The organism is Paraburkholderia sp. 31.1 (assembly GCF_014397645.1).
Taxonomy (GTDB): Bacteria; Pseudomonadota; Gammaproteobacteria; order Burkholderiales; family Burkholderiaceae; genus Paraburkholderia; species Paraburkholderia tuberum.
This window is the reverse complement of the sequence record NZ_VZQN01000017.1, coordinates 42,633-57,327: the sequence shown is the minus strand read 5'-3', so window position 1 is coordinate 57,327 and position 14,695 is coordinate 42,633. Positions and strand designations below refer to the sequence as shown.

The following is a 14,695-nucleotide window of genomic DNA, read 5'->3' as shown; positions in this document are numbered from 1 at the left end:
TTTGCCGGGAGCCGCAGATGACAGCAACCTTGAAGGACGACGCGCTGGCGCGACGCCACATCGATTGGCCGCGCGCCTTGCGGGCGATCAAGGCGTTGAGGGCGAACGTAGACGATATTCAGCATGCCTACGAAGTGATGATCGCGCTCGACGGCGGCCAGATGGAGGCGATGTACCAGCGTTTTCTCGGCGAGCCCGGCGCCGGCGCGCTGCTTGCCGAGCAGCCGTCACTGCTCGGCACGCTCGCGGATTCCGACGCGCTGCTGCGCTTGCCGCCGGGATCGTTCGGCCGCGCTTACATGGCGATGATGGAGCACAGCGGCTACAGCGCCGATGGTCTGCTGCAGGCGAGCCGGCTGGCCGCGGGCCTCGAAGAAATCCTCCCCGGCCCGGACCGTCAGTGGTTCATCGAGCGCACCGGCTGCATTCATGACCTGCTGCACGTGTTGACGGGCTATGGCCAGGACTGGGCCGGCGAGACCTCGCTTCTCGCGTTCGACTGCGGGCTCGAACCGATGCGCGCGCGCATCGTCGGTCTGCTCGGCACCGTGCTGACCGCGCCGTGGTGGCCGAACTTCTGGGTCCATCGTTTTCTGCGCCGCGCGTGGCTGCGTGGCAAGCGCGCGCGCATTCCCCTTTCCTACCGCTGGGAAGAAGCGTTGCAGCGGCCACTCGAAGCCGTCCGCCTGGAGCTGGCGATCGAGCCTGTCGCGCTCGCGCATCCACAGGGCATCCTGGCCGGCGGCCAGACACTGCCGTGGCGCTACGCCGCGTCGAGCAACGCGTGAACGGAAAGGGATCCAGCATGGCCAGCACACCAAGAAATGCGTCGACGCGCAACACCGTATTCGGCGTCGTACGCACGCAGTTACTGCGCGTCTGCCGCGAGCATCAGCGTGACTTCAACACTGAGATTCGCCTCGACAGTTCACTGATCGCCGATCTCGGCCTCGACTCGCTGTCGCTCGTCGAAGCGGTGGTCGCACTAGAGCAGGCGTTTGGCATCGAGCGTCTGCCTCTAGAAGCGTTGAACGAAGAACGCGCCGAAGCGTATTTCACGGTCGGCTCGCTAGTGGACCTGTGCATCCGGCACGCCGCCGTCCGTGTAGACGCCAATGAGGGGTTGCGCACATGAGCCCGCGCCTTTCGCTGGCCACCGCGCATGCGAGACGTGGCCGGCTTGCCGCCGCGGCAGCCGCTTTCGGCAACACGCTCGGCCGCTTGCCGCTGGCGGCAGAGGCGGTGCCGATCGCCGGCGCGTTCGTCTGCTCGCTGCTGCTATACGGACGGATAGCCGGCGTCGCCATTGAACCGGGCTGGCGCTTGCTGGCCGGTCTTGCGTCGTTTTTTTTGCTGTTCGTCCAGCTTCGCCTGATCGACGACCTCGACGACCTCGAACGCGACTATCCCGCCGGGCACGCGCTGTGGGCGCGACGCGAGGCGCGACGCACACGCCTCGTCGCCAGCCTCGCGGCAAGCGCGATCCTGCTCGTTGCGCTGAACGCCGGCATGGGGCACGCGCGAACGGCCGCCGCTGCCGCCACCGCACTGGCCTTCGCTGCGCCGTTCGTCTTCAAGCGGCTGCTCCCGACCCACCCGCTGCTGTGCCTACCCGCTTTCGAGGGCGCGCCCTTCGCCATCTTCATGTACGGCTTTTTCTTATGGCGCGACGTTGCTGGGCGCGAACTGAGCTTCTACGTCGTGGTGAGCGTAGCGGGATCGATGTGGACCGGCTACGAATTCTGGAAGTTCTCGCGCAAGGTCGGCACCACCGCACTGCAGCCCTATCTCCTGTCGGCGCGCGCCATTCGGATCGCGCTGAATGCCCTGCTGATTCTGGCGCTCGGCATCAACGTGTCGCTCTCGCGCCTGGCAAGCCTGTCGCAAACGTATTCGATCTATGCCGCAACGCTGCCGCTCGTGTGGCTCGTCTGGCTGAACGCGAGTTGGCCGGGCCCCGCGAGCAGACCGGGCCGGCCACGCTGGGCTGGCACCCGCTTCGTCGTCGCCGTCGAGCTCGGACTGCTGGCCGGGCTTCTCCTCAAATGACACGCAACCCTGGATGGTCACCCACGATGGATAAGCACGTTCTCGTCACCGGTGCGCGAGGTCTGTTGGGCGCCGAAGTGATCGCCCGGCTGACGGCAATCGGGTACCCGGTCGTCGCATTCTTGCGCTCCGATGGACCGGTTGTCCGCAACGACGGCACACCGCTCGCGGCAACACCGTACGGCGGCCACACGCCCGCTGCCGGAACCTTCGCATGTGTGCGGGGCGACGTCGCCGAGCCCCGGCTTGGGCTCGATCCGCACACCTACGAGGCACTGCGCGCGGCAACGGGCGCGATCGTCCACTGTGCCGCGCTAACCAGCTTCGGGCGCAAGCCCGAGGTCTACGACGCGATCAACTTTCGCGGCACCGAGCGCGTCGTCGAGTTCGCGCAAGGTAGCGGCGACGCGCCGATTCCGCTGCTCTACGTGAGCACCGCCTATGTCTGCGGCGAGCGCCCCGGCGTGTTCAGCGAGGACGATCTCGAACTCGGTCAGCGTCTGGGCAACCCGTATGAGCAGAGCAAGTACCGCGCGGAACAGTCGGTGCGAGCGGCGATGCGCAGCGGTCTGCCGGCGGCGGTGCTGCGCCCGTCGATCATCGTCGGCGACTCGGCGAGCGGCGTGATCCGCAAGTTCGACACGCTGTACACCGTCGTGCGCCTGACGGCCGCGGGACTCGTGCGCACGATGCCGGGCGACTACGGGGCGACGCTGAACATCGTGCCGATCGACTGGGTCGCGGACTGCGTCGTCGAAGCGCTGGCGAAGTTTCCTCTCGTGCGCGGACGCACGCTGCATCTGACCTCGGGCACGCCGACGACGCTGCGCGAAATCAATGACGTCTGCGCGGAGTTTCCCTCGTTTCACGTGCCTCGCTATGTGCCGCGGCATGTCTTCGACGCCGCCGCTATGAAACCGCTCGAACGCCGTTACTACGACGAGGTCGTGAAACTGTACGAGTCGTACCTGACGCGCCAGGTGCGCTTTGCACGCGACGCGACCGCCGCGATCCTGCCGGCCCTGCCTCGCGCGACGGGCAAAACGCTGCTGCGCAGGATCTTTCGTTACGGGATCGCGGCGGGCTACTTCGTGCCGCGTACGGCTTGACGCTCAGGGAGCCTAACCATGTTGATGACTGATCCGATGCTCGCCGAGCTCTGGCAAAAAGCGCGGGCCGCGCTCGGCACCCAGTTCGAACAGCGGGCACCGAGCGCCGTGTTTCTCGAAGGCTCGATCGCCGAAGGCTTTGGCAACGAGCGCTCCGACGTCGACTTCGTCGCGATCGTCGATAGCGGGCTAGAGCCAGCCACGATGCCGTACATCCTGTTCATCGACGGCCGCCGCGTCGAGGTCAGGTTGCTGAGTCCGGCGCGGCTGCGCCGCGAACTCGCGCAGGTTCGCGCAGCGCTCGGCAAAGGCCGGCGCGCGGTCGCGCGTCTGTCGTGGAATCTGCTCGAACGGTGCCAGCGCTTTATCGGCGCGCTGCCGATCGACAACCCGGCGTTGATCGAGACGCTGCAAGCGGCGCTTGGCCGCGAGGCGCTCTGCGAGGCGGTGGCGCTGTGGTTCGAGGATTTCGCGCGTCAGACCGGCCGTTATGCGGTGGCGATGTTCGCGCTCGGCGAGCCCGACTACGCACGCGCCTGGATCAGGACCGCCGCGTTTCATGCGGCGAAGAGTCACGTGGCACGCCTTGGCGAGTGCTACATGAGCCCGAAATGGCTGTCGCTGCAACTCGAACGCGCGGCCGTCGACGCCGGCCGCGTCGGCCGTCTGTGGGGCCTGCTGCACGCGCCGCGCGAGCATGGCGCCGAAAGCCGGTTCCTCGCGGCGGGGGTCGCGCTGATCCGCGAGTTCGGCGTCAACGGTGTGAGCCTCATGGCCGACAACGTGTTGATTGGCCCCGGCAAGGACACGACGACCTGGCAGATCGGCGAACGGGTCCACGTGCTGCGAGGTAGCGACGTCTTTGCGCTCGACGACGAAGCGGCCGAGGCCTGGCGAGCGATCACCTTCGACACGCCATGCACGGCCATCGCCAGCCGTGGCGACGCGCAAGCGGCGAGCCGGCAGCGCGCGCTGATCGCGGACTTCAGCCGGCTGGGTCTCGTCAGCCTGCGCTGGAAGGGCAGCGGAGAAATCCACGCACGTCAGCAGGCGACGTCGATGCCGGTGTCGCGCGCGCCGTTGATTTCGATCGACGGCGCGCGCCTCGCGGGCGGCCGCCCGAGCGGTGCCCAGTTGCTGCCGATGCCCGCCGGGCGCTTCGCCGAAGCGGGTCTCGAGATGATCTGGGCCAACATCGGTCTCGAGAACGCGCGAGAGGATGCCCAGGGCGCACTCCAGCGCGGCCAATGGAAGGTGCTCGAGTACGCGCTGCAACGGATGATGCAGACCGCCTGCATGGTCACGCTCAGCGCGCATGGCGTGACGCCGCAGTCGACGATGGAAGAAGCGACGCTCGACGCGATCCGGCTGCTGCCGCTCGATGCGGCGCTGATCGACGGCATCCGCGAACTCGAACAGTGCTCGATCGGATCGGCTCGCGATGCACAGCGTTACGTCGCGCTCGCCGATGAACTCGCGCAGCGTCTGCGCGGCCTCGGCGGCGACCCGCAGTTTCCGGCGAGCTTCGATACGGCGTCGGGCTGGCGCGGAACCATCCACGCCGCCTACGACTGGATCAACCTCGGCGCGCATCTGCACGCGCGCTTCCCGCAGACCGCTCACGGCGGGCGCGGTACAGCCGAGGAAGCAAGAGACCTGCTCGCTTCGTCGAGCACCTGAGCAACGGGGACCTCAATGACTTTCGACACCATTACGCGCGCACGCGGCGAATTCGAATCGGCCGAAAGCTGCGCCGCCCCGACAGCATCGCCACGCCTGATCCTGAGCGCGGCGAGTCCGGCCGAAACGATCGAGCGGCTCGCCGGCAACAAGGGACGATCGCTCCATCGGCTTGCCAACCTCGGCGTGGCGGTGCCGCACTGGGCGATTCTCGGCACCGACTGCTTCGCGGAGTTCCGCCGCGACGGCGGCCTCGATCAGACCATCGCCGCGCTATTGCGCGACTTCACGCCTGCGAACGCCGCCGCGATCGCGAGCGCGATCCGCGAGGCCATGCTGACGTGCGACATCAGCGCCGCGTTGCGCGCCGACATCGCACGCGCGCACGACATCATTGGAGACGGACCGCTCGCGGTGCGCTCGTCCGGCATCGAAGAAGACAGCGCGAGCTTCTCGTTCGCAGGCCAGTTCGACACGTTCCTCGACGTCCGCGGGCTCGACTCGACGCTCGAACACGTACGCCGGTGCTGGGCTTCCGCGTATTCCGAGCGCTCGCTGCGCTACCGGCATCAGCACGGACTCGATATCGCCGGCGCCGGAATGGCCGTGATCCTGCAGCGCCTCGTTCAGGCGGACACGAGCGGCGTCGTGTTCACGATCAACCCGGCCAACGGCAACCGCGACGAGCTCGTGCTGAGCGCCGTCTACGGGCTCGGCGAGGGACTCGTGTCGGGCGCGGTCGACGCCGACACGATCACGGTGGATCGCCACACCGGACAGCCCAGGCAGGTGGTGATCGGTGAAAAACACGAGCGTCATGACGGCCGCCACATCCGCGAGGTGCCGGCCGCGCTGCGCGACGCAGCGGCCCTCTCTAACGACGAGATCGAGCGCGTCGTGGCGGCGGCCCGCACGCTCGAAAGCGAGCTCGGCGAGCCGCTCGATATCGAATGGTGTATCGCGGAGCACCAGCTGTGGATTCTGCAGGCGCGCCCCGTGACCACGCCGATCGCACCGGCCCCATCGCGGACCGGCGAATTTCAGCTATGGGACAACTCCAACATCGTCGAGAACTATCCCGGCGTGACGACGCAACTGACCTTCACCTTCGCGCAGCACGTCTATGCGCAGGTGTTCCGCGAGTTCTGCCGGTTGCTCGCGATTCCGCACAAGCAGCGGCGCGAGATGGATGGCTTCCTCGGCTCGACGCTCGCGTTCCTGAACGGGCGCGTGTACTACAACCTGCTGCACTGGTACAAGCTTTCCGGGCTCGCGCCGTTCCAAAACCTCGGGCGCAAGATGATGGAAGTCCAGATGGGCGTCGACGAGCCGCTCGATCTGGCGAGCTTCGCCGCGCTGATCGCGCCGTACAAGACCGGCTCGCGCGCCGGACTCGCCTGCATCCGGGCCTTGAGCGGCACGAAGTTCGCGTGGCACTTCGCGCGTCTCGAGCGCAACGTCGAGCGCTTCCGCGCGTTTTTCTATCCGGTCTACGACGAGTTCAACGCGCTCGACTATCGCTCGCTTCCCGCCGACGCCGTCTATGCGCACTACTGCCGCTTCGAGCAGGCGCTGCTAGCACGCTGGGGCATGATGATCGTGCTCGAGTCGGCGATCGGGCTCAGTTACGGCGTCGTCCGGCGGCTGATCAAGCGGTGGATGCCCGGTGCGCCCGACTGGCTCGAAGTGGCGGTGATCGGCGGCATGGACGACCTCGAGTCGATCGAGCCGGTCCGCAGGCTGAGCGCGATTGCGCAAGCCGTGCGGGCGAAGCCTCAGGTCGAAGCGCTGATCCGCAACACGCCGTCTGCCGTTGCGTATGCGGCGCTGCGCGGATGCGGCGCGCCCGAGATCGTCGCCGACATCGAGCGCTACCTCGCCGACTTCGCGTACCGCAGCAACAACGAGCTGAAGCTCGAAGAGCCCGATCTGCGCGAAGACCCGGGCGTGCTGTTCGATATGTTGAAGGCCGCGCTCGCGCATGGTGCCGCGTCGATCGATCGCAGCGCCACCGAAACGCGCATCGACGCGTTGTTGCGTGAGCGGCTCAATCCGCTGCAGCGCTGGATTTTTGCACGCGCGCGCGGCCGCGTGCGCGCCGCGATCCGGGCGCGCGAGACCGTGCGCTTTTGCCGTTCGCGCGCGTTCGGGGTCGCGCGCCGGATGTTCCGCGCAGTCGGCGAGGGTCTCGCCGCCGACGGCGTGCTGTCGACGGGCCGCGACATCTTCCATCTGCGCCTCGAGGAAATTCGCGGGTGCTTCGAAGGCACCGTCTCCCACCGCGAACTGCGCCCGCTCATCGAGCAGCGCAAGCGCGACGATGCCAGCTATCGCGACATGGCTGACCTGCCGCCACGCTTCGTCACGCATGGCCCGGTAGCGGCCTGGCTCAGCAACCCGGCGAACCTCACCGCGTTGCGCGTGGCGCCTGCCCACGCGGCCGGCGCGACGCTGCGCGGCACGCCCTGCTCGCCGGGCTTCGCCGAAGGACCGGCGAAGGTCGTGCGCGAAGCGAACGAGTTCGACGGCGGCATCCTCGTCACCTATCGGACCGACCCCGGCTGGGTGCCCGTATTCGCGTCGGCGACCGGGCTGCTGATCGAGCGTGGCAGTCCGTTGACCCACGCCGCGATCGTCGCCCGCGAAATCGGCATCCCGACCGTCGTCCAGATTCCGGGCCTTACCACGCGCGTGCAGTCGGGCATGCAGCTCAAGGTCGATGGCCATAGCGGCGTGATCGAACTGCCCGAGCCGACCTGACATGAATTGACCGCCCGTTGACCACTGAAACCGCCCCTGAAGGAAGCCACCATGTACCGCCTGCTCAACGATCGTCGCGACCTGCCGCATCTGCGGCTCTACCTCCAGTGCGCGCTGATATTCATTCCCGCCGCAGCCGTGCTGTTTGGGCTCGGCCGCTTTCCCTGGTGGCTCGGCGTTGCATACGTGCTGGTCTGGAACGCGTTCGGCGACCGTTTCACGATGAGCTATCACTGCACGCTGCATCGGCGGCTCTTCAGGAAGCAGTACCGGGCGCTCGAGATCCTGCTCGACTGGGTGCTGTGTCCGTTCTTCGGTCAGACGCCGGGCACGTTCTATGTCCATCACATGGGCATGCATCACATCGACGACAACCTGCCACGCGACCTGAGCTCCACGATGCGGTTTCAGCGCGATAGCGTCATCGGCTTTCTGCACTACTACCTGCGCTTCGCCGCGCTGGTGCCGCTCGATCTGTCCGTCTATCTGTGGCGCTCGCGCAATACGAAGCTGATCAGGCAACTGCTCGTGGGTGAGGTCGCGTTCTACGCGGCGGTTGCTGCCGCCGCGTACTGGAACCTGCGGGCGACGCTCGTCGTGTTCGTGTTTCCGTTCGTGTTCGTGCGGCTGATGATGATGATCGGCAACTGGGTCCAGCACGCGTTCATCGACCCCGATCAGCCTGACAACCCGTACACGAGCAGCACCAATACGATCGACTCGCGTTTCAATGCGCGCGTCTTCAACGCCGGTTATCACATCTACCACCACGTCCGCAAAGGCACGCACTTCAGCGAGCTCACGAAGGAATTCGCGGCGAACCTCGAGAAGTACGGTCGCGAGGACGCGGTCGTGTTCGATCGCATCGACATCGCGCAGATCTGGCTGCTGCTCGTCACGCGCCAGCACCGCAAGCTCGCCACGCATTTCGTGCGCTTGCCCGGCGCGCCGGTGCGCAGCGACGACGAGGTGATCGCGCTGCTGCGTCGCCGTCTGCAGCCGATCCGCGACTGGTCGCCCGCTGCTTCGCTCGATCACTGAATCTCGATTACCTGACCGGGGACCCCACACCATGGACCAGACGCTAGTCGATGCCGTTGCAGCACTGCCGCGCGGCGACGCTCGAGGCCTTCGCTTCGTCTCCACGCACGGCGACGAGCACTACTATCCTTACGAGGCGCTCGAACGCGAGGCGCGCAACCACGCGAAAAAGCTCGTGGCACTGGGGCTGAACAAGGGCGAGCGCGTCGCGCTCGTGGTCCTCGACCCGGAAGCGTTCATCCTGAGCTTCCTCGGCGCCTCGTTCGCCGGTCTCGTCCCGGTACCGATATTTCCGCGCGGAAGCCTGAACTTCAGGACCCGCACACGTTACGCCGAAACCGTCAGTCACATCGTGCGCTCGGCAGGCGCCCGGATGCTGCTCACGTCGAACTCGACAAGAGAGACCATCGAGGACGTGCTCGCCGTCGACACCGGTCTCGAACGTATCGTGACCATTGAAGCGCTGCTCGACGGCGAGCCGCCCGCGTGCGATTTGCCCACGCTGCATCCCGATGACCTGTGCTTCCTGCAATACACGTCGGGCAGCACGTCGCTGCCGAAAGGCGTGATGGTCACGCATCGCAATCTGGTCGCGAATGCGACAGCGTTCCTCGGACCCCGCGGCATCGATCTGCGCGAGCAGGACGTCTATGTCAGCTGGCTGCCGCTGCACCACGACATGGGGCTCATCAGCGTGCTCGGCGCGCTGATCTGCGACTTGCCGTGCGTGCTGCTGGCAACCGAAGCGTTCGTGCGCCGGCCCGGCCTCTGGATGGAGGCGATCACGAAATACCGCGGCACCATCAGCTTCGCGCCGAACTTCGCGTACGCGCTCGCCGCTCGCCGTAGCCGCGACCAGGACCTGGAGGGCCTCGATCTGCGGCGGCTGCGCGTCGCCGGCTGCGGTGCCGAGCCGATCAACGCGCAAGCGCTGCGCCAGTTCTGCGCGCGCTTCGAGCCGGCCGGTTTTCGTGCCGAAGCGCTGCTGCCGTGCTACGGGATGGCCGAAGCAACACTCGCGATCACGTTTCACGACCACGGCCAGCCGCTCGTCACCGACGTCGTCTATGCGGCCGCGCTGGGGCTTGGTCGAGCGATACCGGCTGCGCGTGATAACGGCTTACGCACGATCGAACTGGTCGGCTGCGGCCATTGCTTTCCCGGCCACGAGTTGCGGATCGTCGACGAATCCGGGCGCGCGCTGCCCGAACGCTGCGTCGGCGAAATCGTCACGCGCGGGCCCAGCATCACCGTGGGCTATTACGGCCAGGCCGACGCGAGCGCCGACGCGTACCGCGACGGCTGGCTGCAGACCGGCGATCTCGGCTACCTCTCCGGCGACCAGCTCTATATCTGCGGCCGCAGCAAGGACCTGATCGTCATTCACGGCTCGAACCTCTATCCGCAGGACATCGAATGGGCGGTGGCCGAGTTGCCGAGCGTGCAAAGCCGCGGTGTCATCGCGTTCAGCGTGATGCGCGACGGCGACGAGACACTGGTCGTCTGTGCCGAGGGCAAGCCGGCGGAGGCCACGGCGCTGCGGCGTGCGATCGCGCAGAAGGTCGCCGAATGCGCGGGCCTGCAGGTCGGTCACGTTGCGATCGTGCAGGCGGGCAGCTTGCCGCGGACCTCGAGCGGCAAGGTGCAGCGCCGCCGGACCAAGGCACAGTTCGAAGCCGGCGAGTTGGAGGAACACTCGTGAGCATGCGCTGGCGCGAGATCATGCTGACGCTGTCGGGCGCGCTCACGCTCGCCGCCTGTCACGCGAAAGAAGCCGAGGTGACGCTGCCGCGCCCGGTCATCGCCGTGGTCGTGCATCGGGACAGCAAGCCCGTGCTCGCGACGCTGCCGGGCGAAGTCAACGCGCGCTATGCGACGCCGCTGTCGTTTCGCATCGCGGGCAAGCTGATCGAGCGGAAGGTGCGGCTCGGCGATACGGTCACGGCCGGCCAGGCGATCGCGCGGCTCGATGCCGACGACGCGCAACGCAGCCTCGCGAGCGCGCAGGCCCAATTGATGGCGGCGCAGCATCGGCTCACCTTCGCCGAGCAGCAACTCGATCGCGACCGTGCGCAGGCGCAGGAACAGCTGATCTCGACAGCGCAGCTCGAGCAGACCCAGGATGCGTATGTGGCGGCCGCCGCGCAGCGCGATCAGGCGCTACAACAGTTCGCGCTGCTGACGAATCAGACGCAGTACACGGTCCTCACGGCGGACCATGCCGGCGTCATCACCGCGGAAGACGCCGATACCGGGCAGAACGTCGCGGCGGGACAAGCGGTCTACCATCTCGCCTGGTCCGGCGAGGTCGATATTCTCTGCGACGTGCCCGAGAGTCTGCTGAACGCGCTGGCGATCGGCAGCGCGGCCAGCGTCTCGCTGCCGGCCGCCACGGGCAGACGCTTCACGGCACACGTGCGGGAGCTGTCGCCGGCCGCGGACCCCGGTAGCCGCACCTATCGCGCGAAACTGACGCTCGATGCGCCAGGCCCCGAGGTCCGCCTCGGCATGACGGCCACCGTCACGTTCGCCGCGGCCGGCGAGGCGCAAGCGGACGACCCGATCACGCTGCCCGCCAGCGCGCTCTTTCACGACGGCAACGCGCCGGCCGTCTGGGTCGTTCGGCCGGACGACCAGGCGCTGGAACTGCGCCGGGTCCAGGTTGGCCGCTACGACGACCGCACGATCTCGGTCGCGCGAGGCCTCAACGACGGCGAGCGCGTCGTGCTGCAAGGGGTGCATACCGTCAGCGCCGGCGAAACCGTGCGCGCGGTAGCGCCGTTGCATCCCGAGGATTTCGCATCATGAGAGCGCCGTTCGGCCAGGGGCCCGACGGAGCGGGCGGACCCGGCGGACCCGGCGGAGCGGGCGGACCGCGGCGGCCGGCAGCGGACGATACCGGCCGCTTCAATCTGTCCGCGTGGGCGATCCGTAACCAGGCGCTCGTCATCTTCGCTGTCGTGCTCGCGACGCTGTTCGGCGGGCTCGCCTATGCCCGGCTCGGACAATCCGAGGACCCGCCGTTCACGTTCCGCGCGATGGTGATCCGGACCTTCTGGCCCGGCGCGACCGCACGCCAGGTCGAGGAGCAGGTGACCGACCGGATCGGCCGCAAGCTCCAGGAAACGCCTCATCTCGACTATCTGCGCAGCTACTCGCGTCCCGGCGAATCGCTGATCGTCTTCACGATGAAAGACTCCGCGCCGGTGAACGAAGTGCGCGAGACGTGGTACCAGGTACGCAAGAAGATGGCCGACATCGCGGATACGCTTCCGCCCGGCGTGCGGGGGCCGTACTTCGACGACGAGTTCGGCGACGTCTACACGAACATCTATACGCTCGCCGGCGACGGGTTCTCGCCGGCGCAATTGCACGACTATGCCGACGAACTGCGCGGCGTGCTGCTGCGCGTGCCCGGGGTCGCGAAAGTCGATTATTTCGGCGACCCCGACGAGCACATCACGATCGAGATTCCCAACGCGCAATTGACGCGGCTCAGTATCACGCCGCAACAGCTCGCGCGGGCGATCAACGCGCAAAACGCGGTCACGCCGAGCGGCACGCTGACTACCGCGTTCGACCGCGTGTACGTGCGTCCGAGCGGCCAGTTCACCGACCTGAAGACGATGGCCGACACGCTGATCGACATCAATCACCGCCTGGTTCGTCTCGGTGACATTGCCACGATCAGGCGCGGCTACGACGATCCGCCGGTCTCGCAGGTTCGCACCGGCGGCCGCGCGGTGCTCGCCATCGGCATCACGATGCAGGCTGGCGGCGATGTGATTCAGCTCGGCAAGCGGCTCGATGCGCAGACAGCGGAATTGCGTGCGCGTCTGCCCGCGGGGCTCGAACTCGTCGAGGTGTCGAGCATGCCGCACGCGGTCTCGCATTCGGTCAACGGTTTTCTGCGGGCCGCCGCCGAAGCGATCGTGATCGTGCTGGCCGTGAGCCTCATCTCACTGGGCTGGCGCGCCGGCGTGGTGGTGGCGATCTCGATCCCGGTCGTGCTCGCGGTCACCGCGCTATGCATGAACGGCTTCGACATCGGCCTGCACAAGATCTCGCTCGGCACGCTGGTCCTCGCGCTGGGCCTGCTCGTCGACGATGCGATCATCGCGGTCGAGATGATGGCCGTGAAGCTCGAGCAGGGCTGGGGCCGCGCGAGGGCCGCGGCGTTCGCCTACAGCAGTACCGCATTTCCGATGCTGACGGGAACCCTCGTCACGGTGGCGGGATTCCTGCCGATCGCGCTGGCGAAATCGGCCACCGGCGAATACACGCGCTCGATCTTTCAGGTGTCCGCGATTGCGCTGATCGCTTCGTGGTTCGCGGCGGTCATGCTGATTCCGTTGCTCGGCTATCACCTGCTACCCGAACGCAAGGACGCCGCACGCGAGACGCCTCGGCGCGCGCTTCGCAAGCTCCGCCGGCGCGACGACGCGCAGACGCGCCGGACCCCGGTGGCGGCGCCGCGCGCCACCCGCTTTCATGACCGCCTGCGCGACTGCATCGCGTGGTGCGTGAAGCGGCGCCTCGTCGTGCTCGGCGTCACGGCCGCCTTGTTCGTTGCCGCGTTGGCCGGCTTCGCGTTCGTGCCGCAACAGTTCTTCCCGAGCTCCGAACGGCCCGAACTGCTCGTCGACATGCGGCTGCCCGAAGGCGCGTCGTTCGAAGCGACGCTGCGCGAAGCCGCGCGCCTTGAAAAGACGCTGGCCGGCCGGCCCGAGATCGATCATCTGGTCGACTTCGTCGGCGCGGGCGCACCGCGCTTCTACCTGCCGCTCGACGTGCAGTTGCCCCAGCCCAACTTCGCGCAGCTCGTGATCACCGCGAAGTCCGTCGACGACCGCGCAAAGCTCGAACGCTGGCTCGCGAGCACGCTGCAAAACAGCTTTCCCGCCGTGCGCGCGCGCGTTTCGCCGCTCCAGACGGGCCCCTCGGTCGGCTATCCGGTGCAGTTTCGTGTCAGCGGAAGCGACCTCGCCACCGTGCGGGAGATCGCGGAAAAGGTCGCGGCGACGATGAAAGCCGATGCCCGCACAACGGGCGTCCATTTCGACTGGGACGAACCCGGCGAACGCTCGGTGCGCTTCGAGATCGACCAGCAGAAGGCGCGCGAGCTCGGCGTCACCTCGGAAGACGTGGCGAGCTTCCTCGCAATGACGCTGTCGGGCTATACGTTCACGCAGTACCGGGTCCGCGACCGCTTGATCAGTGTCGATCTGCGTGCGCCCCAGCGCGAGCGGGTCGACCCCGACGAGATCGTGAACCTCGCGATGCCGACGCCGAACGGCCCGGTGCCGCTCGGCGCGCTCGCCCACCTCAACAACGAACTCGAATACGCGGTGATCTGGGACCGCGACCGTCAACCGACGATTACGGTCCAGGCCGACGTGCGCGGCAACGCGTTGGATATCGACGTGACCCAGGCGATCGATCGGACGCTCGCGCCGCTACGCGCGTCGCTGCCGATCGGCTACCGGATCGAGACCGGCGGCGCCGGCGAGATCAGCGGCAAGGCGCAGGCGTCGGTGATCGCGCAACTTCCGCTGATGCTCGTCGTGGTGTTGACGCTGCTGATGATTCAACTGCGCAGCTTCGTGCGCGTGCTGATGGTCGTGCTCACCGCGCCGCTCGGGCTCATCGGCGTGGTCGCCGCACTGCTGCTGTTCGGCAAGCCGTTCGGCTTCGTGGCGATGCTCGGCGTCATTGCGATGTCCGGCATCATCATGCGCAACTCGGTGATTCTGGTCGATCAGATCGAACGCAATATCGCCGCGGGCCAAGGGCGCTTCGATGCGATCGTGGGCGCCACGGTCCGGCGCTTCCGCCCGATCATGCTGACCGCCGCGGCTGCCGTGCTCGCGCTGATCCCGCTGCTGCATTCGGCCTTTTTCGGACCGATGGCGACCGCACTGATGGGCGGCATCACAGGCGCCACGGTGTTGACGCTGTTCTTCGTTCCCGCGCTGTACGCGACCGCGTTCAAGGTGCGGCACTTCGAACGCGGTGTGCGAACCGCGACCCCGACAATCGAATCTACGTGGAGCTGA

10 protein-coding genes are annotated in these 14,695 nt (G+C 67.3%); all 10 read left to right on the top strand.

All coding sequences use genetic code 11. From position 1 onward, the window contains the following. Nucleotides 1-17: 17 nt before the first annotated feature. The 10 genes from F6X37_RS15180 (at nt 18) to F6X37_RS15135 (ending at nt 14,695) form a co-directional block, all read left to right on the top strand. On the top strand, nt 18-788 hold the full coding sequence (locus tag F6X37_RS15180) for a Coq4 family protein (RefSeq protein WP_187611895.1): 771 nt from the start codon (nt 18-20) through the stop codon (nt 786-788). Between the two features lie 17 nt (nt 789-805). Further along, entirely contained in the window at nt 806-1,135 is a 330-nt protein-coding gene (locus tag F6X37_RS15175; RefSeq protein ID WP_222944847.1) for a phosphopantetheine-binding protein, read from the top strand. Nucleotides 1,136-1,242: 107 nt separating this feature from the next. After that, entirely contained in the window at nt 1,243-2,049 is an 807-nt protein-coding gene (locus F6X37_RS15170) for a hypothetical protein (RefSeq protein WP_316251971.1), read from the top strand. A gap of 26 nt (nt 2,050-2,075) precedes the next feature. Next, nucleotides 2,076-3,158, top strand: coding sequence for an SDR family oxidoreductase (locus tag F6X37_RS15165; protein WP_187611893.1), 1,083 nt, complete (start codon nt 2,076-2,078; stop codon nt 3,156-3,158). A gap of 18 nt (nt 3,159-3,176) precedes the next feature. Then, a complete protein-coding gene (locus F6X37_RS15160; protein ID WP_187611892.1) occupies nt 3,177-4,838 on the top strand; it encodes a nucleotidyltransferase domain-containing protein in 1,662 nt (553 codons plus the stop codon). Between the two features lie 15 nt (nt 4,839-4,853). After that, nucleotides 4,854-7,598 carry a phosphoenolpyruvate synthase gene (locus F6X37_RS15155; protein WP_187611891.1) on the top strand — a complete coding sequence of 915 codons (2,745 nt, stop codon included), beginning with the start codon at nt 4,854-4,856 and terminating at the stop codon, nt 7,596-7,598. Between the two features lie 51 nt (nt 7,599-7,649). Then, nucleotides 7,650-8,639 (top strand): fatty acid desaturase, encoded by a 990-nt coding sequence (locus F6X37_RS15150; RefSeq protein ID WP_187611890.1) that lies wholly within the window; start codon nt 7,650-7,652, stop codon nt 8,637-8,639. Nucleotides 8,640-8,670: 31 nt separating this feature from the next. Then, nucleotides 8,671-10,341: a fatty acyl-AMP ligase gene (locus F6X37_RS15145; RefSeq protein WP_187611889.1), complete on the top strand. Its 1,671-nt coding sequence runs from the start codon at nt 8,671-8,673 to the stop codon at nt 10,339-10,341. Nucleotides 10,342-10,343: 2 nt separating this feature from the next. Further along, nucleotides 10,344-11,447: an efflux RND transporter periplasmic adaptor subunit gene (locus F6X37_RS15140; RefSeq protein ID WP_187611954.1), complete on the top strand. Its 1,104-nt coding sequence runs from the start codon at nt 10,344-10,346 to the stop codon at nt 11,445-11,447. Beyond that, a complete protein-coding gene (locus F6X37_RS15135; RefSeq protein ID WP_262419926.1) occupies nt 11,444-14,695 on the top strand; it encodes an efflux RND transporter permease subunit in 3,252 nt (1,083 codons plus the stop codon). Before F6X37_RS15140 ends, F6X37_RS15135 begins: the two co-directional genes overlap by 4 nt.